The sequence below is a fragment of the Roseateles sp. GW835-FHT13E02 genome (assembly GCF_058794035.1).
This window is the reverse complement of record NZ_JBXAGJ010000001.1, coordinates 238,982-265,204: the sequence shown is the minus strand read 5'-3', so window position 1 is coordinate 265,204 and position 26,223 is coordinate 238,982. Positions and strand designations below refer to the sequence as shown.

General features: G+C 66.7%; 24 protein-coding genes. 16 read left to right on the top strand and 8 right to left on the bottom strand.

Annotated features, from left to right (window positions below; genetic code table 11):
- Nucleotides 1-55: 55 nt before the first annotated feature.
- Complete coding sequence (locus AC1Q6P_RS01150; RefSeq protein WP_492664260.1) at nucleotides 56-817, top strand: YceI family protein; 762 nt, start codon at nucleotides 56-58, stop codon at nucleotides 815-817.
- A gap of 46 nt (nucleotides 818-863) precedes the next feature.
- Here the strand turns inward: AC1Q6P_RS01150 and AC1Q6P_RS01145 are convergent, their stop codons facing one another.
- From AC1Q6P_RS01145 to moaA, 3 genes are read right to left on the bottom strand one after another with little or no spacing between them, the layout of a single operon-like run.
- Nucleotides 864-1,421, bottom strand: a complete 558-nt coding sequence (locus AC1Q6P_RS01145) for a GNAT family N-acetyltransferase (protein ID WP_102767372.1) — start codon at nucleotides 1,419-1,421, stop codon at nucleotides 864-866.
- Nucleotides 1,414-2,037 carry a molybdenum cofactor guanylyltransferase MobA gene (gene mobA / locus AC1Q6P_RS01140; protein ID WP_492664261.1) on the bottom strand — a complete coding sequence of 208 codons (624 nt, stop codon included), beginning with the start codon at nucleotides 2,035-2,037 and terminating at the stop codon, nucleotides 1,414-1,416. Before mobA ends, AC1Q6P_RS01145 begins: the two co-directional genes overlap by 8 nt.
- Nucleotides 2,038-2,050: 13 nt before the next feature.
- Nucleotides 2,051-3,193 carry a GTP 3',8-cyclase MoaA gene (moaA, locus tag AC1Q6P_RS01135; protein ID WP_492664262.1) on the bottom strand — a complete coding sequence of 381 codons (1,143 nt, stop codon included), beginning with the start codon at nucleotides 3,191-3,193 and terminating at the stop codon, nucleotides 2,051-2,053.
- A 122-nt stretch (nucleotides 3,194-3,315) separates the two neighbouring features.
- Between moaA and AC1Q6P_RS01130 the strand changes: the two genes are divergently transcribed.
- Nucleotides 3,316-4,266 carry a PfkB family carbohydrate kinase gene (locus AC1Q6P_RS01130; RefSeq protein WP_102767369.1) on the top strand — a complete coding sequence of 317 codons (951 nt, stop codon included), beginning with the start codon at nucleotides 3,316-3,318 and terminating at the stop codon, nucleotides 4,264-4,266.
- 47 nt (nucleotides 4,267-4,313) lie between these two features.
- On the opposite strand, the gene AC1Q6P_RS01125 is transcribed toward AC1Q6P_RS01130, so the two are convergent.
- From AC1Q6P_RS01125 to AC1Q6P_RS01110, 4 genes are all read right to left on the bottom strand, one after another.
- Nucleotides 4,314-5,096 (bottom strand): oxygen-binding di-iron domain-containing protein, encoded by a 783-nt coding sequence (locus tag AC1Q6P_RS01125; RefSeq protein ID WP_102769537.1) that lies wholly within the window; start codon nucleotides 5,094-5,096, stop codon nucleotides 4,314-4,316.
- Between the two features lie 101 nt (nucleotides 5,097-5,197).
- Entirely contained in the window at nucleotides 5,198-7,723 is a 2,526-nt protein-coding gene (locus AC1Q6P_RS01120) for a two-component system response regulator (protein ID WP_492664263.1), read from the bottom strand.
- The gene (locus AC1Q6P_RS01115; protein ID WP_492664264.1) at nucleotides 7,720-9,573 is read right to left on the bottom strand and encodes a sensor histidine kinase; all 1,854 of its coding nucleotides are present in this window, start codon (nucleotides 9,571-9,573) and stop codon (nucleotides 7,720-7,722) included. The genes AC1Q6P_RS01120 and AC1Q6P_RS01115 overlap by 4 nt, the downstream gene beginning before the upstream one ends.
- 327 nt (nucleotides 9,574-9,900) lie before the next feature.
- Nucleotides 9,901-10,518 carry a phenylacetic acid degradation protein PaaY gene (locus tag AC1Q6P_RS01110; RefSeq protein WP_492664265.1) on the bottom strand — a complete coding sequence of 206 codons (618 nt, stop codon included), beginning with the start codon at nucleotides 10,516-10,518 and terminating at the stop codon, nucleotides 9,901-9,903.
- A gap of 235 nt (nucleotides 10,519-10,753) precedes the next feature.
- On the opposite strand from AC1Q6P_RS01110, the gene AC1Q6P_RS01105 reads away from it, so the two are divergent.
- The 12 genes from AC1Q6P_RS01105 to AC1Q6P_RS01050 all read left to right on the top strand — a co-directional run bounded on the left by AC1Q6P_RS01105 (nucleotide 10,754) and on the right by AC1Q6P_RS01050 (nucleotide 21,765).
- Nucleotides 10,754-11,557 (top strand): enoyl-CoA hydratase-related protein, encoded by an 804-nt coding sequence (locus AC1Q6P_RS01105; protein WP_492664266.1) that lies wholly within the window; start codon nucleotides 10,754-10,756, stop codon nucleotides 11,555-11,557.
- A gap of 35 nt (nucleotides 11,558-11,592) precedes the next feature.
- A complete protein-coding gene (paaI, locus tag AC1Q6P_RS01100) occupies nucleotides 11,593-12,066 on the top strand; it encodes a hydroxyphenylacetyl-CoA thioesterase PaaI (RefSeq protein ID WP_492664267.1) in 474 nt (157 codons plus the stop codon).
- Nucleotides 12,063-13,388 (top strand): phenylacetate--CoA ligase PaaK, encoded by a 1,326-nt coding sequence (paaK, locus tag AC1Q6P_RS01095; RefSeq protein ID WP_492664268.1) that lies wholly within the window; start codon nucleotides 12,063-12,065, stop codon nucleotides 13,386-13,388. The genes paaI and paaK overlap by 4 nt, the downstream gene beginning before the upstream one ends.
- A gap of 37 nt (nucleotides 13,389-13,425) precedes the next feature.
- Nucleotides 13,426-14,430: a 1,2-phenylacetyl-CoA epoxidase subunit PaaA gene (gene paaA, locus AC1Q6P_RS01090; RefSeq protein ID WP_492664269.1), complete on the top strand. Its 1,005-nt coding sequence runs from the start codon at nucleotides 13,426-13,428 to the stop codon at nucleotides 14,428-14,430.
- Nucleotides 14,427-14,720 carry a 1,2-phenylacetyl-CoA epoxidase subunit PaaB gene (gene paaB, locus AC1Q6P_RS01085; RefSeq protein WP_171825856.1) on the top strand — a complete coding sequence of 98 codons (294 nt, stop codon included), beginning with the start codon at nucleotides 14,427-14,429 and terminating at the stop codon, nucleotides 14,718-14,720. Before paaA ends, paaB begins: the two co-directional genes overlap by 4 nt.
- A gap of 13 nt (nucleotides 14,721-14,733) precedes the next feature.
- Nucleotides 14,734-15,510, top strand: coding sequence for a 1,2-phenylacetyl-CoA epoxidase subunit PaaC (paaC, locus tag AC1Q6P_RS01080; protein WP_492664270.1), 777 nt, complete (start codon nucleotides 14,734-14,736; stop codon nucleotides 15,508-15,510).
- Nucleotides 15,510-16,037 carry a 1,2-phenylacetyl-CoA epoxidase subunit PaaD gene (gene paaD / locus AC1Q6P_RS01075; RefSeq protein WP_492664271.1) on the top strand — a complete coding sequence of 176 codons (528 nt, stop codon included), beginning with the start codon at nucleotides 15,510-15,512 and terminating at the stop codon, nucleotides 16,035-16,037. The genes paaC and paaD overlap by 1 nt, the downstream gene beginning before the upstream one ends.
- Nucleotides 16,038-16,059: 22 nt before the next feature.
- The gene (gene paaE, locus AC1Q6P_RS01070; RefSeq protein WP_492664272.1) at nucleotides 16,060-17,139 is read left to right on the top strand and encodes a 1,2-phenylacetyl-CoA epoxidase subunit PaaE; all 1,080 of its coding nucleotides are present in this window, start codon (nucleotides 16,060-16,062) and stop codon (nucleotides 17,137-17,139) included.
- A gap of 39 nt (nucleotides 17,140-17,178) precedes the next feature.
- A complete protein-coding gene (locus tag AC1Q6P_RS01065) occupies nucleotides 17,179-17,802 on the top strand; it encodes a TetR/AcrR family transcriptional regulator (RefSeq protein WP_492664273.1) in 624 nt (207 codons plus the stop codon).
- An 80-nt stretch (nucleotides 17,803-17,882) separates the two neighbouring features.
- Nucleotides 17,883-19,061: an ABC transporter substrate-binding protein gene (locus AC1Q6P_RS01060; RefSeq protein ID WP_271009904.1), complete on the top strand. Its 1,179-nt coding sequence runs from the start codon at nucleotides 17,883-17,885 to the stop codon at nucleotides 19,059-19,061.
- A 93-nt stretch (nucleotides 19,062-19,154) separates the two neighbouring features.
- Nucleotides 19,155-21,209 carry a phenylacetic acid degradation bifunctional protein PaaZ gene (paaZ, locus tag AC1Q6P_RS01055; protein ID WP_492664274.1) on the top strand — a complete coding sequence of 685 codons (2,055 nt, stop codon included), beginning with the start codon at nucleotides 19,155-19,157 and terminating at the stop codon, nucleotides 21,207-21,209.
- A 49-nt stretch (nucleotides 21,210-21,258) separates the two neighbouring features.
- Nucleotides 21,259-21,765, top strand: coding sequence for a hypothetical protein (locus tag AC1Q6P_RS01050; protein ID WP_102769534.1), 507 nt, complete (start codon nucleotides 21,259-21,261; stop codon nucleotides 21,763-21,765).
- 33 nt (nucleotides 21,766-21,798) lie between these two features.
- Here AC1Q6P_RS01050 and AC1Q6P_RS01045 read toward each other — a convergent pair whose 3' ends face one another.
- A complete protein-coding gene (locus AC1Q6P_RS01045; RefSeq protein ID WP_492664275.1) occupies nucleotides 21,799-22,662 on the bottom strand; it encodes a C40 family peptidase in 864 nt (287 codons plus the stop codon).
- A 442-nt stretch (nucleotides 22,663-23,104) separates the two neighbouring features.
- Here AC1Q6P_RS01045 and AC1Q6P_RS01040 point away from each other — a divergent pair, with 442 nt between their 5' ends.
- Complete coding sequence (locus tag AC1Q6P_RS01040) at nucleotides 23,105-25,096, top strand: M3 family metallopeptidase (RefSeq protein ID WP_492703021.1); 1,992 nt, start codon at nucleotides 23,105-23,107, stop codon at nucleotides 25,094-25,096.
- Between the two features lie 301 nt (nucleotides 25,097-25,397).
- The gene (locus AC1Q6P_RS01035; protein WP_223696512.1) at nucleotides 25,398-26,219 is read left to right on the top strand and encodes a phosphate/phosphite/phosphonate ABC transporter substrate-binding protein; all 822 of its coding nucleotides are present in this window, start codon (nucleotides 25,398-25,400) and stop codon (nucleotides 26,217-26,219) included.
- Nucleotides 26,220-26,223 lie beyond the last annotated feature (4 nt).

Below are 26,223 nucleotides of genomic sequence, written 5' to 3'. Positions count from 1 at the left end.
TGTCAGAATGCCCCGAAGTTTTCGGGGCTCTCCCCGGGCCAGAGAAAGAAGTCGCATGTCTGAGTCTCGTCACCGCGCGCCTGCCCGGCTTTGGGCTGTTGGTTTGCTGAGCCTCGTGCTGCTGGGCTGTGCGAGTGCGCCATCGCCCCAGGCTGTGTCGAGTCCGGATACGGTGCTGGCGCCGTTTGCCGAGGCCGAGCGCGATCTGCGAGCCCAGGTGGGCGGGCGCCTGTACCGCCTTGATGCCGAGGCCAGCCAGCTGCGCATCCATGTGTTTCGCGCCGGGCGCGCGGCGGCCTTGGGCCACAACCATGTCTTGAACGCACCGCGCCTGCGGGGCCTGCTCTGGTGGCCGCTGAATGAGCAGGCGCTGCCGCAGCCACGCGGCGGCAGCGAGGCCCGCTTCGAGCTGCAGCTGCGCCTGGACGAGCTGCTGCTGGATCCACCCGAGCTGCGTGCGGCGCTCGGCCCTGGCTGGGCTTCGGTGCTGAGCCCCGAAGCCGTGGCCGCCACCCGGCGGAATATGCTGGGTGAGCAGGGCTTGCAGGCCGAGCGTTTCCCCGAGCTGCGCATCCAGGGCCTGAGCCTGATCGGTGAGCCGCCCAAGCTGATCGGCCGCTGGCGCCTGAGCCTGCACGGCGTGACCCGCACGGTCGAGGTGCCCTTGCACGTCGAGCTGTCGGCCGATCAGGTTCGGGTGACCGGTGCCTGGGTGCTGCGCCAGAGTGACTTCGGCCTCCAGCCCTTTTCGGTCGCCGGCGGTTTGCTGGCGGTGCAGGATGAGCTGCTGGTGGAGTTTGATCTGCGCGGGCGCTGAAGCCTCGGCCTCAGCGCATGTTTCAGCGCATGTTTCAGCGCAAACTTCAGCGCAAACGCCGGCTCATCAAATCCTTGTCGACCAGGCGGCCGTCGGGCATCTTGATGGCGCCCATCAGGCGGCCGTAGCGGATGAAGCCGCAGCTCTCGTAGAGGCGCACGGCCGCATGGTTGCTGGCCGTGACGCTGAGTGTCACCAGCTCCAGCACCGGCTCGCCTTCCAGCAGCATCAGCGCGCGTTGCAGCAGCTGGCGGCCGATGCCGCGGCCATGGACCTCGTCGCGCACCATCATGCCCACGATGTGGGCGACGTGGCGCACCTTGACGCGAGCCTCATGCTCGCAGCTGATGGCGCCCACCAGCTGTCCGTCCAGCCAGGCCGTCAGGGTGAAGAGGTTGGCGCCACCGTCGCCGCCGCTGAGACGGCCGCGGTAGCTCTCGGCATCGCGCAGCAGCTCGGTGCGGGCGTCCGAGGTGAAAGCTTCGGGGTGGCCGGCCAGCATGCCGTCGCGCAGGGTTTTGTAGTCCTGCAGATCGGCCTCGCGCATCAGGCGGATCTGGCAGTCGATGCGCGGGGCAATGCTGGGTGCAGAAGGTTCAGCCATGGTTGGGGTTCTCTGGGCTCTCGGGATTCAGGCCGTGCAGCTCACTCAGGCTGTTGAGGTTGATGAAGGCTGCAGCATCGCCGGGCTGATCGAAGTGCAGGGCGCAGTGGGCCTGCATCTGCTGCCAGCGTTCCAGCTTGCGGCCTCCCTCGGCGAGAAACTGCGCCGCGCTGTCGGCCAGGTGAGGGCGTAGCAGGCAGAACACCGGTTGGGCCTGGCCCTCGCAGACGGCGTAGGCGAGATCGGTCTGGGCCTCGGCGCAGGCCCGGGCCAGGCGCGCGGCCAGATCGCGCGGCAGGCGCGGGCTGTCACAGGGCACGCAGAGCAGCCATTCGCTCTCGCAGGCACGCAGGCCGGCAAGAATGCCGGCCAGGGGGCCGAGGTAGTCATCGCTGCTGTCAGCAATGACGGGCCAGCCGAACTGGGCATGCCGCTCCAGCTCCTGGTTGGCATTGATCAGCAGCGGGCCGACTTGCGGCTGCACCCGCTCCAGCACATGGGCCAGCAGCGGCCGGCCGTGCAGCACTTGCAAGCCCTTGGCCACGCCACCCATGCGGCTGCCACGGCCGCCGGCCAGCACCAGGCCGGTGATCTGCTCGCGGGCGGGGGCCGACATCGGTGCGCCGCCTTCAGCCGCCGATGTAGTGCATCTCGACCCGGCGCTCGCCTGTGTCCGCGTTGCCCTGGCCATCCGTGCCCACACCGGCACCGCGCAGCTGCGAGTAGCGGTCGCTGCGCTGCGACCACAGGCCGGCCAGGCTGGCTGCGATCTGCGCATCGCTAGCAGGGCTGCGCAGCAGGGCGCGCAGATCGGTGCCGCGGTGGGCGAACAAGCAGGTGTAGAGCTTGCCTTCGGTCGAGAGGCGGGCGCGGTTGCAGTCGCCGCAGAATGCCTGGCTGACGCTGGAGATCAGGCCGATCTCGCTGCTCAGGCCGCCCTGGCTGATGCGCCAGCGCTCGGCGGTTTCGCCGGCCACGCTGCGGCTCAGCGGCTCCACGGTGAAGGCTTCACGCAGGCGCTGCAGCAGCTGGGCCGAGGGCAGCACCTCGTCCATGCGCCAGCCATTGCTGCTGCCCACATCCATGTACTCGATGAAACGCAGGCGCACACCGCTGCCCAGGAAGTGGCGCGCCATGGGCAGGATCTCGGCGTCGTTGACGCCTTTCTTGACCACCATATTGACCTTGATCGGGCCCAGGCCCGCGGCTTGTGCGGCGGCAATGCCGTCCAGCACCTCGGCCACCGGGAAGCCGACATCGTTCATGCGCTGGAACACGGCGTCGTCCAACCCGTCCAGGCTGACCGTGACGCGGCCCAGGCCCGCGTCCTTGAGGCGCTGGGCCATGCGGGTCAGCAGGGAGCCGTTGGTCGTCAGCGTCAGGTCCAAGGGCTGGCCCGCGGGCGTGCGCAGCTCGGCCAGCATGGCGATCAGGCGTTCGAGGTTCTTGCGCAGCAGAGGCTCACCGCCGGTCAGGCGGATCTTCTCGACCCCCAGGGCCACGAACTGGCGCGCCAGGCGGGTGATTTCCTCGAAGCTGAGCAGGTCGGCATGGGGCAGGAACTCGTAGTGCTTGTCGAACACCTGCTTGGGCATGCAGTAGCTGCAGCGGAAATTGCAACGGTCGGTGACCGAAATGCGCAGATCGCGCAGCGGCCGGCCGAGCTGGTCGCGCGGCGGCAGCGCGGGCTCGGCGGAGTCCATTGGCAGCGGCAAGGCGCTCAGCTGGCGCTGGTCGGCGATCGGGATCACGGGCTTCTTGAGCGGGGGCATGCGTCCGATTGTGCCTCCAGCGACAAAACCTCTTGCGCCGTGGCCCGGCCCGGGGCGGCGCTCGCACGGCCGTGACTATCACCACAAGAGGGGGCTTGCCCTGGGCGCCTGCAGCAGTTGGAATGCGCAACATGACCGGCGTGCTCCATCCTGACCTCCCTCGCTTCATCGCCTTCGGTGCGGCCTACACCGAGCTGCAACGCAGCGGCCCCGACCTCTGGCGCAGCGTCAACCGCGGCGCGCCCTGGCAGGTGGCGGTGGCGCTCTCGACCCTGGGCGAACTCAGCGCCTTTGCCGGCGCCATCAGCCAGGATGCCTTCGGCCAGGAAATCTGGATCGACAGCAGCGATGCCAATCTCGACCTGCGCTTCATCCAGCAACTGCCCAAGCCGCCACTGATGGCCTTGAGCCGGCCCGACGAGGCGCCGCAGTTCTTTGTCGGCCAGGACAGCGCCGACCTGCACTTCCGCCCCGAGGGCCTGCCCAGCGGCTGGCTCAAGCGATTGCGCTGGGCCCATTTCGGCGGGCTGAGCCTGGTGCGTCAGCCTCTCGGCTTGCGCCTGCTGGCGCTGGCCGAGGGCCTCAAGGCCGAAGGCAAAACGCTCAGCTATGCGCCCGAGTTCAGCTTGCAGATGGATTCGCGCTACGACGAGACCCTCGAGCGCATGTGCCGCCTGGCCGATGTGATCCAGATTTCGGAGGCCGAGCTGCGCGGTCTGTTCCGCGCCCAGGACTATCGCGTCGGTCTGGCCCAGATCAGCGCCTGGAACCCGGACGCCATGCTCTTGCTCCAGCACGGCGTGGCCGGCCATGCCACGCTGTTCCGCGGCCGCGAGGAGTGGCATGCGCAGATAGCCGATTACGACGTGGTCGACCCTGTGGGCGCGCGCGAGTCGGGCCTGGCCGGGCTGATCTTCAGCTGCCTTCGCCAACGCGAAGCGCCGGTGCAACAGCATCTGCGCTGGGCCGTGGCGGCAGAAGCCGCGGCCTGCAGCGCAGCCGGTTTCTGCCCGCCTTCGGAAGCCCTGGTCGCAACCCTGGCGGCCCGGGCCTTGCTCAAAACGGGGGGGTGAGCGGGGGGGGGCTGGTCACGGCAGCGCCATGAGTCACCCGGTTTGACTCAATCCGGAATGCGGTAGTCGGCCGGCCCCATCAGGTCAATGCCGCAGGCCAGGTTCTCGGCCCAGGCGATGAACTGTTGCACGGCCGGGCCGCTCATCGGGCTGCCGTGCTGGGGCACGATCATGGCGATGTCCAGCTCGCGCACCATGGCTGCCCAGAGGCGCATGACCTTGTTGCTGACCATGTAGCGGCGGTGGAAGCCTTCCATGTAGCGGATGTGGCCGGCCAGTTCGGTCACCGGTTTGGCGGGGTCGAGCTGGGCGCCCAGCGAGGCACCGAGGTCGCCGGAGAACAGGATGCGGCTGACCGGGTCGTAGAACTGGAAATTGCCCTCGGCGTGCAGGAAATGCGCGGGCAGGGCCCAGAGCTCGAAGCTGTCGGCGCTGCCTTGGCCCAAGCGCAGGCGTTGGCCGGCATCGGGCAGGCCGATGATGCGGCCGGCCGTCTTGCCGGGCTTGCAGAAATGCGGCGCGAAGCGTTCCCAGATGCGCGAGATGTAGACCGGCGCGCTGCTGGCCGTCATCCAGCGGTCCAGCGAGGCGATGATGTCGGGGTCGGCATGCGAAGCCAGGATGGCGGCCAGCTTGTGCGGCGCCATGTACTGGGTCAGGCCCAGGTAGAGCTCGTTGTAGGCGATATTGCCGCCCGGGTCGAGGATGGCGCCGGTGTTGCCGTGTACCAGCAGGAACTGATTGGACTGCACGGCCTCGCCTTCCTCCACGCTGAGCTTGGAGAACATCAGGCAGCGGTGCGAATCCTGGTGGAACAGTTCGATGGGCATGGCGCGCGTGCGGACGAAGCCGTCAGTGGAATGCGCTGACTCTAGCCAGCCCGGGGCGGCCCGCCCTTGAGCCAGATCAAGCCAGATCAAGCCAGATCGAGTCAGGCGTTGCCGGGCGGGTTTGGCGCCAGGCTTTCACGCAGGCTCAGCAGATCCGCCTCGGGCAGGGCGCGGCTGTAGAGCCAACCCTGGGCATCGCTGACCCCGAGTTTGAGCAGCACCTCGCGCTGTGCCTGGGTCTCGACGCCCTCGGCCGTGAGCTCCAGTCCCAAGGTGCTGGCCAGGGCCACAATGGCCCGCACAATGGCCAGATCGTGGCCCTCGCGCTCCAGGTCGCGAACAAAGCTCTTGTCGATCTTGAGTCGGTCGAGCGGGAAATGCTTGAGCAGGGACAGCGAGGAGAAGCCGGTGCCGAAGTCATCGATGGCGAGCTTGACGCCCAAGCGGCGCAGCTCGCCCAGAATCATGCGGCCGCTGTCCACCGATTGCAGGGTCGATTCGGTGATCTCCAGCTCCAGGCAGGCCGGCGGCAGGCCGTGGCGTTTCAGGGCCTCGGCCACCAGCTCGGCAAAGCCCGGCCGTTGCAGCTGGCGCGCCGAAATGTTGACGGCCAGACGCTCCAGCGGCCGGCCGCTGGCCAGCCAGCGCACGCCCAAGCGGCAGGCCTGGTCCAGGGCCCAGCGGCCGTAGTCTTCGATCAGGCCGATGTCCTCGGCCACCGGGATGAAGCGATCGGGGCTGATGGCGCCCAGCTCCGGGTGCTGCCAGCGCATCAGGGCCTCGGCACCGATGACGCGGTGCCGCGCCATGTCGATGATGGGCTGCCAGTGCAGCATCAGCTCCTGGCCCAGGCGCGCGCGGCGCAGGCCTTGTTCAATCTGCAGCCGGGCCACAGCCTTGTCGGAGAGCTGGGCGCTGAACACTTCATAACGGTTGCGGCCCGCGGACTTGGCCTCGTACATGGCAGCGTCCGCGGCTTGAATCAGCGCGTCGGCCGAACAGCCATGCTCCGGGAACTGGGCAATGCCCACGCTGGCCGAGACGGACACCGGGTCGCGCCCCGCGAGCTCCACCGGCAGGCGGATCTGGGCCAGCAGTTTCTCGGCCAGTGCGGTGGCGTCGTCGATGCAGTGAATGTCGCTGAGCAGGATGATGAATTCGTCACCCCCGAGGCGCACCGAGACATCCGAGCGGCGCAAGCAGAGCTCCAGCCGGCGTGCGATCTGGATCAGCAGCTCGTCGCCGACACCGTGACCCAGGGTGTCGTTGATGGTTTTGAAGCCGTCCAGATCCATGAAGAGCAGGGCGAAGCGGGCAGGTTCGCGGTCGTGCTGACCCTCGCTGCCGATGAAGTGGCGCAGACATACTTCGAGGTGATGGCGGTTGCCCAGGCCCGTCAAGGCATCGTGATAGGCCAGATGCTGGATCTGCGTCTCGGCCCGGCGCAAGGCCGAGATGTCGGTGAAGGTCAGCACCTGGTGGCTGAGCCGGCCCTGGGCATCGAGCACCGGGGCCAGGTGTTGCCAGGCCGGGAACAGGCGGCCATCGCGGTGCCGGCACATGGTTTCGCCATGCCAGACGGCGTTGCGTGCGGCGTTGCCTTCGTCGTCGGCGCTGCTGTAGCTGGCGCCCGCATGGAAGGGGGCTTGATCGTTCTGCCGCTGAGCGGGCAGAAAGCTGCGCACGTCCTGGCCCAGCACCTGCTCCAGGGTCCAGCCGGTCATCTGTGTGAACGAAGGGTTGATCGCGCGCACGCGGTGCTGGGTGTCGAGAATGACGATGGCGTCGGCTGCCGATTCGAACACCACGGCGGCGCGGCGCAGCTGGGCCTCGGTCTCGAGCTGCAGGCTGATGTCACGGAACACGCCGATGATCTTGCCGTCGCCGGGCACGCCTTCGCTGAAGTGGCAGGCGCGGATCTCCAACCAGGTGGGCGGCTCCTGGGCGGGCTTCCAGCGCGTCACGCAATGGGCCGAGCCGCCGGGCTGCAGCAGGGCGGCCAGCTGCTCACGGGCCGGCAGCTCGATGCAGGCCATGAAGGCTTGGCGCGACAGGGCAAAGCCGCGTGCCGTGGAGGCCTGCAGGGGTTCGACATGGCCGTTCAGTTCGATCAGGTCCGATTCCGGGTGGAACTCCATCACCCCGAGCTGGGCTGCGTCCAGGGCCAGGCGGTAGCGCTGCTCAGCCCGCTCGGCCAGGCGCTCGACCTCGCGCCGCGCCAGGGCCATGCGGATGGTGGCATTGAGCTCGCGCAGCTCGAAGGGCTTGAGCAAATAGCCATAGGGCGCGGTCAGGCCGGCGCGCTCGAGCGTGGCCGGCTCCGCGTAAGCCGTCAGGTAGACCACGGGGATGTGCAGCTGGCTGATCAAGGCCTGGGCGGCGCGCGTGCCATCGCCGCCCTTGCCGAGATTGATGTCCATCAGCACCAGGTCGGGGCGATCGCTGTGGGCCAACTCCAGGGCGCGCTGCTCGGAGGCCGCCACGCCGTTGACGATGTAACCCAGGGACTCCAGGTCCTGCTTGAGATCCAGCGCGACGATGCGCTCGTCCTCGACGATCTGGATGCGGGCCAGACGAGGCGTGGGCGTCGGAGGGCCGGGCGGCGGCGGGTTCAGGAGTGCGTTCATTCCGGGCTGACCTGGGTGGGCGATGGGGGCGCGCTGGGCGGCACGGGCAAGGCGCGGTCGGGCTGGCTGGCGAAGCTGACGCGGATGCGGGTGCCGGGCCCGTCGAGCAGGCTGAGCTGTCCGTCGAGCTGCTCGGCCAGCAGGGGAATTAGCTGGAAGCCCAGCGTGCGGCTGTCTTTCCAATCGGGGCGCTGGGCCAGGCCGATGCCGTCGTCGCAGACATCGACATGCAGCAGGCCCTCGGCTTCGTGTTCGGCGCGGATCTCGATGCAGCCGGCGCGCCCCTCGGGAAAGGCATGCTTGAACGCGTTCGTCACCAGCTCGTTGACGATCAAGCCGCAAGGAATGGCCTCTTGCAGATGGATGGACAGGCCGCCCTCGGGCGCCTGCACCCGCACCTGGATGTTCTGTTGAGGATCGCTGTAGCTTTCGCGCAGCAAGGCCGCGAGGCGCTTGAGGTAGGGGCCCAGCTCCAGCTCGGTGAAGTCATTGCGCTCGTAGAGCAGCTGGTGGGTCAGGGCCATGGCGCGGATGCGGTTCTTGCTCTCGCGCAGCACCAGCTTGACCGATTCGTCGACATGGCGCGATTGCAGGCGCAGCAGGCTGGAGATGATCTGCAGATTGTTCTTGACCCGGTGGTGCACCTCGCTGAGCAGGGCGGTTTTCTCTTGCAGCGCGCGTTCGATCTGGGCTTGCGCGGCCAGGCGCTCGTCGATGTCGGTCACCGTGGCCAGCACCTCGGGCGGATCGCTGTCGGCAATCGGGTTGAGGCCCACCTCGACATTGAAATGGCTGCCATCGCGCCGCAGCGCCTGCAGCGAACGGCGTTTGGCCATGGGCCGGGTCTGCAGGTGGCCGAAGAAGTGGCTGATCAGGGCCGGGTGGCCGCTGCGCGAGGGCAGGGGCACGAGGGCGTTGATGTCGCTGTCCTGCAGGCCGCCGCTGGGGCAGGCGAACAGCCGGTCCATGGCTGTGTTGGCCAGCAAGATGCGGCCGCTGGCATTGACCAGGGCCATGCCATCGGGCGCCGCGTTGAAGGCGCTGCGAAAGCGCGCTTCGCTGGCACGCAGCGCGCGCTCGCTGTGCACGCGGTCCGAGATGTCGATGCCGCAGGCAATCAGGTGGCTGATGCGCTCCTGCCCGTCGCGCAGCGGGGCCAGCATGAAATCGATGGTCATGCGTGTGTCCCCGCGCATGCGCACGACGATGTCGCGCCGGATCACCTGGCCACGACCGGCGTCGGCGATGGCCGATCGCAGCCAGGCTTGCAGCTCGGTGTCGTGACCCCACCAGTAGGTCTGGTCGAAGGCGCGGCCCAAGACTTCGTCTTTCTCGATGCCGCCCGCCTCCAGCGGCGCGCGGTTGGCCTCCAGCAGCAGGCCGTCCAGGCTGAGCAGGCCGACAAACGCGAACAGCCCGTCCAGCACCCGGCGCAGCTGAGCCTCGCTTTCGCGCAGGGCTTCTTCGGCGCGGCGCTGGCTGCTCAGGTTGACCGCTTGCACCAGGATGCCTGTCACTGTGTTCTGAGTGTCGCGCAGCGGCAGGTAGCTGGCTTCCCAGTCCGAGAGTTCGCCCGGATGGCTGGGCACGCGCACCTGGATGCGGAACTTTTCCAGCGCCTGGCCCTGGTGCAGCACCGCGTGCAGCAAGGGTTGGAGATGGGGGTAGGCCTCGGGCAGGACTTCGGCCACGCTGCGGCCCAGCAAGTGCTCGGCCGGTACGCCGTTGAAATCCGCCAGGGCACGGTTCACCCTTTGGTAGCGCAGCTCGCGGTCGAGTACGGCCAGGCCCACCGGCATATCGCTGGCAAACAAGCTGTCCAGCACGGCGCTGTCAGTGGGCCCGCTCACGCTGAAGACCCCGAGCGGCCGGCCAGGGCGCCGGCCGGATGCGGCGAAAACGAGGCCCGCCGGCGCCAAGCTGGCGGCGGGTTCGAACGCGAAACGATCTGCATGCCTGCTCCTCCCTGGGAACCAACGACAGCCACAAGCGCCAGTTTCGACCCCGTCTATCTTGACGTTTGTCAATTTCTAGTCTAACCGCAGGCCGGGCGGGGCGGCAGCTTCTTTACGTCCTGTTCCAAGCGCTCGGCACTGCCCACGGAGCTGGGGCGGCCCCGTTGATGCCCGGTCTCGCGGCGCTCAGGACCTCGGCGTTTCGCGCCGCGGGCGCATCCCTCAGGCCGGGTCGGGCGCGGGCCCCGCGGTGGCTTGCTTGGGCCGGTGCGAACCCACTTGCAGGCGTGGCCGTTGGCTTTCCGCCTCGGGCAGCGGCTGAACCTCCCGCAGGCTGGCCTGGCAGCGCAGGGTCAGGTCTTGATAGGTCTCGGTGCCGGTGCGCTTCCAGCGGATTTCGTCTTCGCTGAGTTCGCGCAGGACCTTGGCCGGCAGGCCGGCGATCAGCGAGCGCTCGGGCAGCTTGAGCCCGGCGCGCACAAAGGCGCAGGCGGCCACGATGCTGCAGGCGCCGACCTCGGCCGCGTCCATGACCACGGCATTCATGCCGACCAGGGCGTCGTGGCGGACGATGCAGCCATGCAGAACGGCGCCGTGGCCGATGTGGCCGTTGCGCTCGACCACGGTCAGCGAGTCCGGGAAGCCGTGCACCACGCAGCTGTCCTGGACATTGGCGCCCTCGTGGATCTCGATGCGGCCGAAATCGCCGCGCAAGCTGGCCAGAGGGCCGATATAGCAGCCCGGGCCGATGTGGACATCGCCGATCAGCACGGCCGTGGGGTGGACATGGGCGCTGGGGTGGACGACCGGGATGACGCCGTCGATGGAATAGCAGGGCATGGCGGGCAGGGCGGTGAGGGTGGTGAACAGGGCAGCCAGAGTGTCGCCCCTTGGGCTTTGCTGAGGGCGCTCGGGCACTTGTTCACTGCATTCCAAGGGTTTACGCTGATCGGCGCCATCTTGCGCCAAGTCAAGGCGGACCTTACGATCTACCGACCGGTCGGTCAATAGTGTTTTGCTGCACCTATCGACCGAGTCGCAAGCCTGTTTGTTGCTCCATCGCCCCGAGGCCCGCATGCAAGAACCGCAACTTCTGAGCCAGCAGGACGGTGCCGTCCGCACCCTGACCCTGAACCGCCCGGCGGCGCTCAATGCCTTCACTTCGAGCTTGCTGGCCGAGTTGCGCGAGGCCCTGGATGCGGCCGCGGGCGATGCCAGCGTGCGCTGCGTGGTGATCACCGGCGCCGGCCGCGCCTTCTGTGCTGGACAGGATCTGAGCGACCCCATGGTCAACCCCGATCTCAAGCCCGGCGAATCGCCCAAGGACATCGGTGCCTTGCTCGACGGCTTCTACATCCCCCTGGCCCAGCGCGTGCGCAGCATGCCGGTGCCCGTGATCGCCGCCGTCAATGGCGTGGCGGCTGGCGCTGGCGCCAATCTGGCCCTGGGTTGCGACCTGGTGCTGGCGGGTCAATCGGCCAGCTTCATCCAGGCCTTTGCCAAGATCGGCCTGGTGCCCGATTGCGGCGGCAGCTGGTTGCTGCCGCGCCTGGTGGGGCGCGCCAAGGCTTTGCAACTGGCCCTCTTGGGCGAGAAGCTGCCGGCCGCCGAGGCCCAAGCTATCGGCCTGATCTACAAGGCCGTGCCCGATGAAGAACTGGCTGCCAGCGCCCAGGCCCTGGCGCAAAAGATCAGCCAGATGCCGGTGCGCGCCATGGCCCAGACCCGCATGGCGTTTGATGAAGCCGGCCTGCTGGACTTTGACGACGCTCTGCGCCTGGAGGCGGTGACGCAAAGCCAGCTGGGCTTCTCGGCCGACTATCTGGAGGGCGCCGCGGCCTTTTTGCAAAAGCGCGCGCCCAAGTTCAGCGACCGCTGAAGAACCCCAGCGTCAGCATCAAGACGGAGCCGCCCATGAGCATGGATGCACAAGAGATTGCTGAAGCCGTGAAACGCAGCATGTGGGCCCAGGACCGCGCCAGCCAGAGCTTGGGCATGGAGGTGCTGGCCATTGCGCCCGGCGGCGCCACCCTGGCCATGACCGTGCGCGAGGACATGCTCAATGGTTTTGAGATCTGCCACGGCGGCTTGATCACCACCCTGGCCGACTCGACCTTTGCCTTCGCCTGCAACTCCTACAACGAGCTGACCGTGGCCTCCGGCTTCAGCATCGACATCGTGGCACCGGCCCGCCTCGGCGACCGCCTGACCGCGGTGGCGCGCGAGGTTTCGCTGGCCGGCCGCACCGGCGTCTACGACATCACGGTCAAGAACCAGGCCGATCAGTTGGTGGCCGTGTTCCGCGGCAAGAGCTATCGCATCAAGGGCAAGCCGGTGGTGCTCTCGCCCCTGGCCCCGGATATGGAACCCTCGGAAGGTGAGGCATGAACGTGACGACGAACAGCACGCCATCGCGTCCCGGCCTGGACGCGATCGAGAGTGCCAGCCAGGACGAGCTGCAAGCCCTGCAGCTGACGCGCCTGCGCTGGAGCCTGCAGCATGCCTACGACCAGGTGCCGCATTACAAGGCCGCCTTCGATGCGGCCGGTGTGCACCCGTCCGATCTGAAGAGCCTGGCTGACCTGGCCAAGTTCCCCTTCACCACCAAGAAAGACCTGCGCGACAACTACCCCTTCGGCATGTTTGCCGTGCCGCGCCAGCAGGTGGCGCGGGTCCACGCCTCTTCGGGTACCACGGGCAAGCCGACGGTCGTGGGCTACACCCAGCAGGACATCGACACCTGGGCCGGTCTGGTGGCCCGCTCCATCTACGCCGCTGGCGGCCGCGCGGGCGATCTGGTCCATGTGGCTTATGGTTATGGTCTCTTCACCGGCGGCCTGGGCGCGCATTACGGCGCCGAAAAGCTGGGCTGCACGGTCATCCCCATGTCTGGTGGTCAGACCGAAAAGCAGGTGCAGCTGATCCAGGATTTCCGGCCCGACATCATCATGGTCACGCCCAGCTATATGCAGGTGATCATCGAGGAGTTTGCGCGCCAGGGCCTGGATGCACGCGAGATGTCGCTGCGCATCGGCATCTTCGGGGCCGAGCCCTGGACCGAGGCCATGCGCCGCGAGATCGAGGGCAAGGCTGGCATCGACGCGGTGGACATCTACGGCCTGTCCGAGGTCATGGGCCCGGGCGTGGCCAGCGAGTGCATCGAGAGCAAGGATGGCCCCGTGATCTGGGAAGACCATTTCTACCCCGAGATCATCGACCCCGAGACCGGCGCCGTGCTGCCCGATGGTTCGGAGGGCGAGCTGGTCTTCACCTCGCTGAGCAAGCAGGCCTTGCCCATCATCCGTTACCGCACCCGCGATCTGACCCGGCTGCTGCCGCCCACCTCGCGCAGCATGCGGCGCATGGGCAAGATCGTCGGCCGCAGCGACGACATGCTGATCATCCGCGGCGTCAATATGTTCCCGACCCAGATCGAGGAGCTGGTGCTGCAGGAGCCGCAGCTTTCGGGCCAGTACCAGATCGTGGTCTCGCGCGAGGGCGCACTCGACGAGGTGGAGGTGCGCTGCGAGCTGCAGCCGGCCGCCGCAGCCGCCGATGGCAGCCAGGTCGCCCAGGTGGCCAAGTCCTTGCAGCACCGCATCAAGACCCTGGTGGGTGTGTCCACCAAGGTCCATGTCGGTGCGCCCGATTCGATTGAACGCACCCTGGTGGGCAAGGCTCGCCGGGTGATTGACAAGCGCCCGCGTTGATTCAGCCCCGCGGCGGCCTCTTTCAGGAGCAAAGCAGATGTACACCCAAGCCATGAGCGTCGGCCCACAGGATGTGGCCACCAAGGCCAAGAGCGCCGAGGACGCGGCCCGAGAAGCCGCATTCGAGGCCCGCATCGATGCAGGCGATTTCATCGAAGCCAAGGACTGGATGCCCGAGCATTACCGCAAGACCTTGGTGCGCCAGATCAGCCAGCATGCGCATTCCGAGATCGTCGGCATGCTGCCCGAGGGCAACTGGATCAGCCGCGCGCCCACGCTCAAGCGCAAGGCCATCCTGCTGGCCAAGGTGCAGGACGAAGGCGGCCATGGCCTCTACCTCTACTCGGCCGCCGAGACCCTGGGCACCAGCCGCGATCAGATGCTGGACGCGCTGCACAGTGGCAAGGCCAAGTACAGCTCCATCTTCAACTACCCCACGCTGACCTGGGCCGATGTCGGTGTGATCGGCTGGCTGGTCGATGGCGCGGCCATCATGAACCAGGTGCCGCTGTGCCGCTGCTCGTATGCGCCCTATGCCCGGGCCATGATTCGCGTCTGCCGCGAGGAGAGCTTCCACCAACGTCAGGGTTATGAATCCCTGCTGGTGATGATGCAGGACGGCACGGCCGAGCAAAAAGCCATGGTGCAGGACGCGGTGAACCGCTGGTGGTGGCCCTCGCTGATGATGTTCGGCCCGGCTGACAAGGATTCGCCCAACTCTGAGCAATCGATGCGCTGGGGCATCAAACGCATCAGCAACGACCAGCTGCGCCAGAAGTTCGTTGACGCCACCGTGCCCCAGGCCCAGATCCTGGGCATCACGCTGCCGGACCCTGATCTCAAATGGAATGAAGAGCGCGGCGAGCATGACTTTGGCGCCATCGACTGGGCCGAGTTCTGGCGCGTGGTTGGCGGTGACGGCCCCTGCAACCGCGAACGCCTGGCCACCCGCGTCAAGGCCTGGGACGACGGCGCCTGGGTGCGCGAAGCCGCCCTGGCCCACGCCCGCAAACACATGAACAAGAAGGAGCAAGCCGCATGAGTTCGATCAACAAGGAATGGCCGCTGTGGGAAGTGTTCGTGCGCAGCAAGGCCGGCCTGGACCACAAGCATTGCGGAAGCCTGCACGCGCCCGACGCCAAGATGGCGGTGCAGATGGCCCGCGAGGTCTACACCCGGCGCCAGGAAGGCTGCAGCATCTGGGTGGTGCTCTCCAACCAGATCGTCGCCTCCGACCCGGGCGAGAAGGGCATGTATTTCGATCCGGCCGAAGACAAGGTGTACCGCCACCCGACCTTCTATCAGTTGCCCGATGCCATCAACCACATGTAAAGAAGCCGCTGGTATGACGCAAGCATCGATTCAAGTGGGCGCCAGCCCGCAAGTGCAGTACCTGCTGCGCATCGCCGACAGCTGTCTGATCCTGGGTCAGCGCCTGGGCGAGTGGTGCGGCCACGGCCCCATCCTCGAGGAAGACCTGGCCCTGGCCAATATGGCCTTGGACCTGATCGGCCAGGCGCGCGCCTTGCTGACGCATGCCGCGCAACTGGACGGACAGGGCCATGACGAAGACCAGCTCGCTTTTCTGCGCGAGGAGCGCCAGTACCTGAACCCGGTGCTGATGGAGCTGCCGCGCGGCGATTTCGCCTTCACCCAGGTGCGCAACTTCGCCGTCGCCACATGGTTGCAGCTGCTCTGGGGCCGCCTGGCCTCCAGCAGCGATGCCGAAGTGGCGGCGATTGCCGCCAAGGCCGTCAAGGAATCGCGTTACCACCAGCAGCATGCTGCCGACTGGGTGGTGCGCCTCGGTGATGGCACGGAAGAATCCGCCGCCCGCATGCGCGAAGCCCTGGCACAGCTCTGGCCCTTGTTCAATGAGCTCTTCGACGCCGATGCGGTCGATGCCGCGGCGGTGGCCCAGGGCTTGGGGCCGGCCTGGTCGGAGCTGCGTGCCGACTGGCAGGCGCAGATGGACGAGGTGCTGGCCGACGCCACCCTGGCCCATCCCAAGCCCAGCGCCTACGTGTCCGCCGGCCGCCGTGGCGTGCACAGTGAGCACATGGGCCATCTGCTGGCCGAGATGCAGTACCTGCAGCGCGCCTACCCCGGGGGCAAGTGGTAATGAGTCTGCCCTCCAGCAGCGCCTGCGGTCGGCTGGAAGCCGCCTGGGAGGTGCTGCGCCAGATTCCCGACCCCGAGGTGCCGGTGATCTCGCTCTGCGAGCTCGGCATCGTGCGCGATCTGCGCCTGCGCGAGGACGGGGTCGAGGGCCTGGAGGTGGTGCTGACGCCCACCTACAGCGGCTGCCCGGCGACCGAGCTGATTCAGGACGATGTGCGCATGGCCTTGTCTGCTTTTGGCTCGGTGCAGGTGACCCTGCAGCGCGCGCCGGCCTGGACCACCGACTGGATCACGGCCGAGGGCCGCGAGAAGCTGCGCGCCTACGGTATTGCACCGCCCGGGCCGGTGGCGGCGGGTGCCGAGCAGCCGATCCGCCTGGTGCACCGCGCCTCGCTGAGCCAGCTGGCCTGCCCGCGCTGCGGCAGCTTGCAGACCGAAAAGCTGTCTGCTTTTGGCTCGACAGCCTGCAAGGCCCTGTACCGATGCTTGAGCTGCCGCGAGCCGTTTGAGCATTTCAAACCCATCTGAATACAAAAGACGGATCCCTGCGATGAGTCTGCATTTCCATCCCCTCAAAGTTCGTGCGGTGACCCCGGACACTGACGACGCCGTGATCCTCAGCTTCGATGTGCCTGCCAGCCTGCAAGCCGATTTCCAGTTTGTGCCTGGGCAATACCTGACCCTCCGCCATGAGGTGAAGGGCCAGGACCTGCGCCGTTCCTATTCCATCTGCGCCGGCGCCGATGATGGCGAGCTGCGCGTGGGTGTGCGCCGGGTGGAGGGCGGTGCCTTCTCGAGCTGGGTGCATGGCGAGCTCAAGGCCGGCGCGGTGATCGAAAGTTATCCGCCCCAGGGGCGCTTCGGTGCCCAGGCTCTGGCCGGGCGCGGCGAGCATCATGTCGGTATCGCGGCTGGCTCGGGCATCACGCCCATCCTGTCCATCATGAAGACGGTGCTGGCGCGCGACCCCGAGGCCCGCTTCACCCTGATCTACGGCAACCGGGCCCAGGCCTCCACCATGTTCAAGGAGGAGATCGAGGATCTGAAGAACCGCTATATGACGCGGCTGTCTCTGCACCCGGTGTTTTCGCGCGAGCAGGTCGATGCGCCGCTGCAAGCGGGGCGCATCGATGCGGGCAAGCTGGCGGTGTTCCTGGCCACGGTCTTGCCACCGTCCAGCATCGACCAAGCCTACATCTGCGGGCCTTTCGAGATGAACGAGGCGGCCGAGGCCACCTTGCGCGCCTCCGGCGTGGACGAGTCGCGCATCCATGTCGAGCGCTTCGGCACGCCCGAGATGCAGGCCGGCCAGCCGGCGCCACACCAAAGCTTGGCCGGCGATGCCGACAACGCCCGCGTGACGGTGATTCGCGACGGCCTCAGCCGCGAGATTGAGTTTTCCAAGAGCGATGCCAGCCTGCTGGACGCCGCCGCGCGTGCAGGCATGGATGTGCCCTTTTCCTGCAAGAGCGGTGTCTGCTCGACCTGCCGCTGCAAGCTGCTGGAGGGTGAGGTGCGCATGGACAAGAACTTCGCGCTCGATAAGCATGAGATCGCTGCCGGTTTCATCTTGAGCTGCCAGGCCCATGCATTGACGCCCCGCGTGGTGATTTCTTTTGATGAACGCTGAACCGATGTCGCGCTCCCGTTCACCGATGGACGCAAGCTGATGGCCCGCGGACGCGCTCCGGGTTTCGAGAACCAGCGCGAGCAGATCCTTCGCGAGGCCGCGCGATTGTTCGCGCATCAAGGCTACCCGGGCACTTCGATGAATGCCGTGGCCGAAGCCTGCGCCGTGAGCAAGCCCACGCTGTACCACTATGTGCGCGACAAGCACGAACTGCTGGTGCAGATCTGCGAGAGCCATGTCCAGGATCTGGAGTCATTGGTGCAAGAGGTGCTGGCGCAAGACCTGGCCCCCGAGGCGCGCCTGCGTGCCCTGATCGCCCGCTTTGTGCAGGCCTATGGCCAGGCGCAGAACGAGCACCGGGTGCTGACCGAAGATGTGAAGTTCCTGGACGAAGCCGATCGCCTGCGCCTGACCGCGATCGAGCGTCGTGTGGTCGCGGCCTTTGCCGACAGTGTGGCGGCCGTGCGGCCCGAGCTGCAGGGAGCCAGGCTGCACAAACCGCTGACCATGCTGCTCTTTGGCATGATCAACTGGACCTTCACCTGGCTCAAGCCCGATGGCGAGCTGACCTATGACGCGGTGGCCCCCATGGTGGCCGATCTGTTCTTTGGCGGACTGGGCGCGGTGCAAGCCGAGCCTGGGGCGCAGGCCTTGCAAGCTTGATGAAGGCTTGGCGGCGGACCATGGCTGGCTTGCCTCGGCACGCCTTTTTTCACGGACAACACACAGGAGACAGAACGAGCATGAATGCCACTTCGCTGAAGCACCCATCGTCGTCACACCGCAAGACCTGGCTGAGCCTGGCCGCTGGACTCTTGCTGTGCGCCCAAGCCCTGGCCGACATCAATGTCGGCGTCACCGTCTCGGCCACCGGGCCGGCAGCTTCCCTGGGCATCCCGGAGAAGAACACCTTGAGCCTGATGCCGACCAGCATCGCCGGCCAGAAGGTCAATTACATCGTGCTCGACGATGCCTCTGACACCACCTCGGCCGTGGCCAACACGCGCAAGCTGATCACCGAGCACAAGGTCGATGTGGTGATCGGCTCGACCACCAGCCCCAATTCCCTGGCCATGATCGATGCCGTGGTTGAGGGCGCCACGCCCATGATTTCCATGGCGGCCTCCAACCGCATCGTCGACCCGGTGGACGCCAAGAAGCGCTGGGTCTTCAAGACCCCGCAGAACGACATCATGATGGCCCTGGCCATCGCCCAGCACATGGCTTCGGCGGGTGTGAAGACCGTGGGCTTCATCGGCTTTGCCGATGCCTACGGCGAGGGCTGGTTCCAGGAGTTCAGCAAGATCGCCGAGCTCAAGGGCCTGAAGCTGGTTGCGTCTGAGCGCTACAACCGCACGGACACCTCGGTCACGGGCCAGGTTCTCAAGCTGGTGGCGGCCAAGCCCGATGCGGTGCTGATTGCGGGCTCGGGCACGCCGGCCGTGCTGCCGCAGAAGTCACTGCGTGAGCGCGGCTATGCCGGCAAGTACTACCAAACCCACGGTGTGGCCAACAACGACTTCCTGCGCGTCGGCGGCAAGGATGTGGAAGGCACCTTCCTACCCAGCGGTGGCGTGCTGGTGGCCAGCCAGCTGCCGGCCGATCATCCGGTCAAGAAGAGCGCACTCGACTACGTCGCCAAGTACGAAGCGGCCTTTGGCAAGGGCACGGTCTCGACCTTCGGCGGCCATGCCTGGGATGCCGGCCTGCTGCTGCAGGCAGCCCTGCCGGTGGCGCTGAAGAAGGCACAGCCCGGCACGCCGGCCTTCCGCGCCGCGCTGCGCGATGCGTTGGAGGGCGTGAAAGAACTGCCCGGCGCCCACGGCGTGTTCAATATGTCGCCGACCGATCACCTGGGCCTGGATCAGCGTGCCCGCGTGATGGTGAAGATCGAAAAGGGCGCCTGGCTCTACCAGCCCTGACACCAGCCCTGACGCCGGGTTCACACGGAACCCTTAGCAAGCAGGGGCCCGATCGGGCCCCTTTTGAAATCCATCCTAAGAAGCACAAACGCCATGAGCGCCACCCCTCCCATTCTTCAAAGCCTGATTGCCAACCGCTGGATCGGCAGCCAGGCGGCCCGAGCCTTGCACAGCGCCGTCAACGGCCGGCCGGTGGCGCTGACCCATGCGGATGAGATCGACTTTGCCGAGAGCCTGAGCTATGCCCGGGGTCAGGCCCTGCCTGCCTTGCTGGCCCTGGATTTCCAGCAACGCGCCGCCCGGCTCAAGGCCTTGGCGACCTATCTGCTGGAGCGCAAGGAGGGGCTGTACGCCATTTCTGCCCACACCGGCGGCACGCGCAGCGACAACTGGATCGATATCGAAGGCGGCATCGGCACCTTGTTCGCCTACGCCAGCATCGGCCGGCGTGAGCTGCCCTCCAGCAATGTGATGCACGAGGGCCCGGCCATTCCGCTGAGCAAGGAGGGGCAGTTCATCGGCTCCCACATCCTGGTGCCCAAACGAGGCGTGGCGGTGCACATCAATGCCTTCAACTTCCCCATGTGGGGCATGCTGGAGAAGTTCGCGCCCAGCTTCCTGGCGGGCATGCCTTGCATCGTCAAGCCGGCCACCGCCACCTCCTTCGTGGCCGAGGCCTGTGTGCGCCTGATCCATGAAAGCGGCCTGCTGCCGGCCGGAAGCTTGCAGCTGATCGTGGGCGGCTCGGGCGACTTGCTGGACCGCCTGGAGGAGACCGATGTGGTCACCTTCACCGGCTCGGCCGACACCGCCGCCATGCTGCGGGTGAACAAGAATTTGGTTGCTCGCTCCATCCCCTTCAACGGCGAAGCGGACAGTCTGAACTGCGCCATCCTGGCGCACGATGTGGAGGTGGGCGACCCCGAGTTCGAGCTCTTCGTGAAAGAGGTGGCGCGCGAGATGACGGCCAAGACCGGCCAGAAGTGCACCGCCATCCGCCGCGCCATCGTGCCCGCCCGCCACATCGATGCGGTGGCCGAGGCCTTGCGTGCGCGCCTGGCCAAGATCAAGGTCGGTGACCCGGCCGTCGACGGCGTGCGCATGGGCGCCCTGGCCTCCAAAGCCCAGCAGGCCGATGTGGCCGAGCGCGTGGCCTTGCTGAGCGCCGGCAATGAAATCGTCTTCGGCGCCAAGGACGGCTTTGCGCCGCTGGGCGATGGTGTGGGCGAGGGCGCTTTCTTTGCGCCGACCTTGCTGCTCTGCCGCGATGCCTTCGCCAACGAGCAAGTTCACAACCTGGAAGCCTTCGGCCCGGTGTCCACCTTGATGCCATACCAGGAGCTGGACGAGGCACTGAGCCTGGCCGCCAAGGGCCGCGGCAGCCTGGTCGGCTCGGTGGTCACCAAGACGCCGGCGATTGCCGCGCAAGCGGTCTATCACGCCGCGGCCTTCCACGGCCGTCTGCTGGTGCTGGACCGAGACGCCGCCAAGGAGTCCACGGGCCACGGCTCGCCCCTGCCGCAGCTCAAGCATGGCGGCCCCGGCCGCGCTGGGGGTGGCGAAGAGCTGGGTGGCATCCGCTCGGTCAAGCACTACCTGCAGCGCTGCGCGGTGCAGGGCAGCCCGACCATGCTGAGCGCCATCACCGGCGAGTACCAGCGCGGCGGCCGGGTGCAGGAGGATGCCGTCCATCCCTTCCGCAAGTATTTCGAAGAGATCCAGGTCGGCGATTCCCTGCTGACCCACCGCCGCACCGTCAGCGAGGCCGACATCGTCAATTTCGGCGGCGTCTCGGGTGACTACTTCTACATGCACTTCGACGAAGTGGCGGCCAAGGACACGCAGTTCGGTCAGCGCATCGCCCACGGCTACTTTGTGTTGTCGGCCGCGGCCGGCCTCTTTGTGTCGCCGGCGCCCGGCCCGGTGCTGGCCAATTACGGCCTGGACACGCTGCGCTTTGTGAACCCGGTGGCGATCGGTGACACCATCCAGGCGCGCCTCACTTGCAAACGCCGCATCGACCGCGGCAATCGCCCCGACCAGCCGCCGCAGGGCGTCGTGGCCTGGGATGTGCAGGTGATGAACCAGCGTGGCGAGCTGGTGGCCAGTTATGACATCCTGACCCTGGTGGCCAAGAAGCCGGTTTGAGCATCCTCTGCTGACAGGCCCGGGCCGGCGCCGTGATACCGTGCCGGCCATGAACACGCATTTGCAAGCCGCACAGAACGCGGTGCTGAACGAGGAAGACACCTGGGTGCAGAGCGATCTGCTCTGGCGCGATGAGCGCTGGACGGCCGAGGTCATCAAGAACGAAGACGACGAGGGCTGGGCCGTGGCCATGACCCTGGCGGGCGAGGCCGAACCCGCCTTGGTCGGCCCCTGGACCATGGGTCGCGACAAGAAGAACCCCAAGCCTTTGTCGGCGCCGGCCTTTCACACCTTGGTGAAAACCGCCTCCGAGGTGCTGCGTCGGCATGAGCAGCAGCTCCACGCCCGCCTGCACAAGAGCTTGAAGATCGACACCGAGCAGGGCCGCATCCAAGTCTTGCTGGACATCGTTCCCGATGAAGACAACCCTTATGCCACGCTGACTGCGCGCAACGACGATGGGGAGACGATCGCGCAGATCAAGGTCGACGCCGGTTTCAAGCTGAGCGAAGCCTCGGCCCAGGCCTGGGCAGCGAAAGAGTTCTTGCGGCCTTGAGTTCGGCCTGAAGACCGTCCAACGTCCGGCGGCTTACTTGGCCGGCGCGTTGTTGTTGGCTGCCGCCGCGTTCAGATCGGCGCGGCGTGCCCCGGTGAAGCGCTTGGCCCAGTAGGCCTCGCGCATGTCCTCCACCCGCACGGCGCCGCCGACGCGGGGCGAGTGGATGAACTTGCCCTCGCCGACGTAGATGCCCACATGCGAGAAGGTGCGGCGCATGGTGTTGAAGAACACCAGATCGCCGGGCTTGAGTTCGGTCTTGTTGATGGGCAGCAGGCTGGCCAGACGGGCCTGTTCGTCGGCGCGGTGCGGCAGCACCATGCCCACGCTGAGCTCGAAGATGTGGCGGGTGAAGCCGCTGCAGTCAAAGCCGCTTTCGACCGACTTGCCGCCGCGCGTGTAGCGCACACCCAGGAAGTTCATGGCCGAGAGCACCAGGCCGGAGGCGGTGTCGCGCACCTGGTTCAGCAGGCTGTTGGATTCGGCTTGCGCCAGCAGGCCGCGTTCTTGCAGAAATCGGCTGACGGGGTCGCTGGAGGTGGCTGCGGTGGCGCCAACCGGGCTGTTGGCGCCCAGGCTGGCCGAGGCCGCCGCGGCTGCGGGAAGGACGGCGGCCGGGTTGTTGGCCGCGGTATTTGCTGTGTTGGCGGCGTGGCTGTTGCCCGACGCGTTGTTGCTGCCCGTGCCACCGTTGTTGGCGCTGCTGTGGCCGCCGCCCACGCCGGGCAGCAGGCTCAGGCCGTAGGCACCGGTCACCATGCCGGGCGGCGGTGCGCTTTGCGCCCAAGCGGCCGTGGCGCCCATCAAACCCAGGCTCGCCATCAAACCCAGCGCGCGGACAGCACGTCCGAGCGAAGTGGCAGTAGGTGAGTGGGTCTGGCGGCTGGCGTCGAGCATGGTGTTCGGCGCGCAGCTTATGGGGGGGCTGTTGCGGGTGTCAAGCAAAGTGGCAGGCGACCGAGGGAAATCCCGGCGCAATCAGAAGGCAGCGGAAGCAATCATCAACCCCAGTCGCTGCTCGATCTAGGGCTAACCCTTAATTTGAACACAGATGATGTCTGGCTTTGAGGTGACAGGTCTTGCGTTCCGGCAAGGTTTCACGGTTTGCGCTGGCGCAGCCCATGCCGCGGGGCACTTGTCGGCTGTGCGGCTTGCGCGCGGTGCACGGCTTGCAAAGGTCTGGCCTGTCGCAAACCCCGCTGTGGCCGGGGTTCGCGGAGGCGCACAATCCCGGCCCACAAGGCCGCTGCGAGCAAAGCGTTTACGCCTGCAGCCCTCGGGCGGCCAGAGGCCTCTGGTTCGCCCCATGATCTCATTTCATTTCTTCCCGATTGCCACCATGAAGCACAAGCATCTGTTCCTCGGCGCTGCCGCTCTTTTGCTGGGCGCACAGGCGCTGGCCCAGAGCGGCGCCGCCGCCGCCGTTCTGCCCGGCCCGGCGTTTCCGCAATTCAAATCGGCCGCGCAGGTCAAGTCGGCTTGCGATGCCGGATTGGCCGGTGCCAAAAAGCGCTTGGCTGCGCTGGAACGTCGCAAGCTGGATACCGGCTGGCTGGCGGCCTATGACGATTACTACACCTACCAGGAGGACGTGCAGTACCCGATCGAGTTCGTGCTCAATGTCCACCCCGACAAAGCGGTGCGTGAGGCCGCCCAGGCCTGCGCCATGGCCTGGTCCGAGTACAACACGGGGGTGGGCCAGAACGAAAAGCTCTACCGCGCCCTGAAGAGCGTGCCCACGCCCACCGCTCTGGAGCGCGAGCTGCAGCGTGTGGCCCTGGGCAGCTTCGAGGATGCGGGCGTGGCGCTGCCGCCGGCCAAGCGCAAGCAAGCCAAGACCTTGCTGGTGCGCCTGGCCGAGCTGGACCAGAAGTTCGGTCAGAACCTGCGCGATGCCGGCGTCAAGGTCAGCTTCAGCGAGGCGGAGCTCAAGGGCGTGCCCGAGGGTGTTTGGGCCAAGGCGCCGCGCGATGCGCAGGGCCGCATCGTGCTGGGTGTGGACTACCCCAGCTCCGGCCCGGTGATCCAGATGGCCGAAGACCCTGCCGCGCGTGAGCGCATGTGGCGGGCCAAGAACAGCGAAGGCGGGGACGCCAACCTCAAGATCCTCGACGAGATCACGCAGGCGCGCCAGGATTTCGCCAAGCTCTTTGGCTACAGCAACTTCGTGGACTTCAATCTGCGCCGCCGCATGGCCAAGGACTCGGCCAGTGCCTGGAAGTTCCTCAACGAGGTGAAGAGCCAGGTGAGCGAGCGCGAAGTCGCCGATATGGCCCAGTTGCGCGCCGCCAAGGCCCAGCACCTGGGTACCCCGCTGGAGGCCACCCAGGTCTTCGCCTGGGACAGCGCTTTTTATGCCGAACGCCTGCGGCAGGCGCAGTTCTCGGTCGACCAGGAAGCCTTCCGCGAGTACTTCCCGGCCCAGGAAAGCCTGAAGTTCGCCATGCGCGTGATCGAGCGGCTGATGGGCGTGAAGTACACCCGCGTGCCGGCCGAGCTGTGGCATCCGGAGGCTCAGGCCTATGCCGTCAGCGACGCTGCCAGCGGCAAGCCCCTGGCCACGCTTTACGTGGATCTGTTCCCGCGCGAGGCCAAGTACAACCATGCGGCCGTCTGGCCGCTGCGCTCCAGCGCCACCCGTATCGGCCGCACGCCCACGGCCGCCCTTGTGGTCAACTTCGACCGCAAGGGCCTGACCCTGGGTGAGATGGAGACGCTGCTGCACGAGCTGGGTCATGCCGTGCACAACAACCTGTCCAACACCCACTACGCCTCGCAAGGCGGTACCAATGTGATGCTGGACTTTGTGGAAGCCCCTTCGCAGATGCTGGAAGACTGGGTTTACGACAAAAAGGTGCTCAAGCTCATGGCCGAGGTCTGCCCCAGCTGCAAGCCGGTGCCGGATGCCCTGGTGGACAAGGCGGTGGCGGCCAAGGAGTTCGGCAAGGGCTCTCAGTACGGCCGCCAGCATCTGTTCGCCAGTTATGACCTGGCCTTGCATGGCCCGGTGCACCAGGAGCCGCTGGCCCTGTGGGCCAAGATGCAGGGCGCCACGCCTCAGGGTTATGTCGAGGGCAGCAAGTTCCCGGCCGGCTTTGCCCATGTGGCGGGCGGTTACGGCGCCGGCTATTACGGCTACCTCTGGAGCTTGGTCGTGGCCATGGATCTGCGCACGGCCTTTGCCGCTGACAAGCTCAACCCGGAGACGGGCATGCGCTACCGCAATCTGGTGCTGGGTCAGGGTGGCCAGAAGCCGGCGCCTGAGCTGGTGCGCGATTTCTTGCAGCGTGACAGCAATGCCAAGGCCTTCTTCGATTACCTGAAACGCTGATCCTTGCCGATCTTGACCGTCGCCGCTGCCGCTCCTGGCGTTGGCTTCTGTTTCGAGCCCGCAACTCCTGCACGGAGTTACGGGCTTTTTCATTTGCTTGCAGCTCAGGGTAATTGTTACGCCGAACGGTCTGGCCGGCACGCACAATGCCGGCGATCCATGTCAGTGGGACCCGCGTCATTTGGCGAGCTCTGGTCAGAGGCCATCCCCGGCCATTCCCGGCCAAGTCGCAACCGAGCTCGCAGCAGAAGCTCTGCTGCATGCCCCACAGTTCCGTCACCAGTCCACGGGAGTTCTTGCCTTGAAGTACCCCAAGCTTCGCGCCATCCTTTTGACCTCCTTGCTGTGCGCGCCCGCCTTGGCCGCTCAGGCCTTGAGCTTTGCGGTCAATGAAGGGGTCAGCTATCGCGTGCCCCTGAGTGAGATCCGCACGCGTTACGAAGGCATTGCCGCTGACCTCAGCAAGCTGCTGCGCCAACCGGTCACCATCGAGCCCATCGGCGACTACCCGACCTTGCGCCAGGGCCTGGCTGACAAGCGCTGGGAGCTGGCCCTGGTGCACCCGGCGCATATCTCCATTGCCGCCATCCGCGATCAGGGCTACAGCCTGCTGGCCGTGACCAAGGGCTTCACCGGCTACAAGGCCAGTTTTCTGGTGCGCGCGGACAGCACGCTCAAATCGCTGGCCGAACTCAAGGGGCAGCGCCTAGGTGCGCCTGATGAAGATTCCATCACCTCCATGATGGTGCGCGCCACCTTGCGCGACAACGGCGTGGTGCCCAAGCAGATGGAGATCACCTACACCCGTTACCAGGACGCCGTGCCCTTCTTCGTGGAGAACCGCCTGACCCATGCGGGCGCCACCGCCTCCAACGCCCTGGTCAAGGACTGGCAGGACAAGGGCGGCAAGGTGTTGGCGGCGTCCAAGGCGGTGCCCATCAAGCACATCATCGCCAGCCCGCAGCTCAGCGCGGAACAGGTCGAGAAGGTTCGCGCCTACTTTCTTGCCCTGGACAGCAGCGAGGACGGGCGCAAGAAGCTGGAGCCCACCAAGTGGAAGGGCTTCGAGGCCTACGACCAGGCGGCTCTGCTGAAACTTGGTGTTTGGCTGGATGTGAAATGACATC

Coding starts and splice junctions, on each gene's coding strand:
- AC1Q6P_RS01120 (WP_492664263.1), bottom strand. CDS start 7,723: ATGAACGCACTCCTGAACCCGCCGCCGCCCGGCCCTCCGACGCCCACG.
- AC1Q6P_RS01110 (WP_492664265.1), bottom strand. CDS start 10,518: ATGCCCTGCTATTCCATCGACGGCGTCATCCCGGTCGTCCACCCCAGC.
- paaC (WP_492664270.1), top strand. CDS start 14,734: ATGACGCAAGCATCGATTCAAGTGGGCGCCAGCCCGCAAGTGCAGTAC.
- AC1Q6P_RS01130 (WP_102767369.1), top strand. CDS start 3,316: ATGCGCAACATGACCGGCGTGCTCCATCCTGACCTCCCTCGCTTCATC.
- paaA (WP_492664269.1), top strand. CDS start 13,426: ATGTACACCCAAGCCATGAGCGTCGGCCCACAGGATGTGGCCACCAAG.
- AC1Q6P_RS01050 (WP_102769534.1), top strand. CDS start 21,259: ATGAACACGCATTTGCAAGCCGCACAGAACGCGGTGCTGAACGAGGAA.
- moaA (WP_492664262.1), bottom strand. CDS start 3,193: ATGCCCCCGCTCAAGAAGCCCGTGATCCCGATCGCCGACCAGCGCCAG.
- AC1Q6P_RS01125 (WP_102769537.1), bottom strand. CDS start 5,096: ATGCCCATCGAACTGTTCCACCAGGATTCGCACCGCTGCCTGATGTTC.
- AC1Q6P_RS01045 (WP_492664275.1), bottom strand. CDS start 22,662: ATGCTCGACGCCAGCCGCCAGACCCACTCACCTACTGCCACTTCGCTC.
- mobA (WP_492664261.1), bottom strand. CDS start 2,037: ATGTCGGCCCCCGCCCGCGAGCAGATCACCGGCCTGGTGCTGGCCGGC.
- paaB (WP_171825856.1), top strand. CDS start 14,427: ATGAGTTCGATCAACAAGGAATGGCCGCTGTGGGAAGTGTTCGTGCGC.
- paaE (WP_492664272.1), top strand. CDS start 16,060: ATGAGTCTGCATTTCCATCCCCTCAAAGTTCGTGCGGTGACCCCGGAC.
- AC1Q6P_RS01145 (WP_102767372.1), bottom strand. CDS start 1,421: ATGGCTGAACCTTCTGCACCCAGCATTGCCCCGCGCATCGACTGCCAG.
- AC1Q6P_RS01065 (WP_492664273.1), top strand. CDS start 17,179: ATGGCCCGCGGACGCGCTCCGGGTTTCGAGAACCAGCGCGAGCAGATC.
- AC1Q6P_RS01060 (WP_271009904.1), top strand. CDS start 17,883: ATGAATGCCACTTCGCTGAAGCACCCATCGTCGTCACACCGCAAGACC.
- paaI (WP_492664267.1), top strand. CDS start 11,593: ATGAGCATGGATGCACAAGAGATTGCTGAAGCCGTGAAACGCAGCATG.
- paaK (WP_492664268.1), top strand. CDS start 12,063: ATGAACGTGACGACGAACAGCACGCCATCGCGTCCCGGCCTGGACGCG.
- AC1Q6P_RS01040 (WP_492703021.1), top strand. CDS start 23,105: ATGAAGCACAAGCATCTGTTCCTCGGCGCTGCCGCTCTTTTGCTGGGC.
- AC1Q6P_RS01105 (WP_492664266.1), top strand. CDS start 10,754: ATGCAAGAACCGCAACTTCTGAGCCAGCAGGACGGTGCCGTCCGCACC.
- AC1Q6P_RS01150 (WP_492664260.1), top strand. CDS start 56: ATGTCTGAGTCTCGTCACCGCGCGCCTGCCCGGCTTTGGGCTGTTGGT.
- paaZ (WP_492664274.1), top strand. CDS start 19,155: ATGAGCGCCACCCCTCCCATTCTTCAAAGCCTGATTGCCAACCGCTGG.
- paaD (WP_492664271.1), top strand. CDS start 15,510: ATGAGTCTGCCCTCCAGCAGCGCCTGCGGTCGGCTGGAAGCCGCCTGG.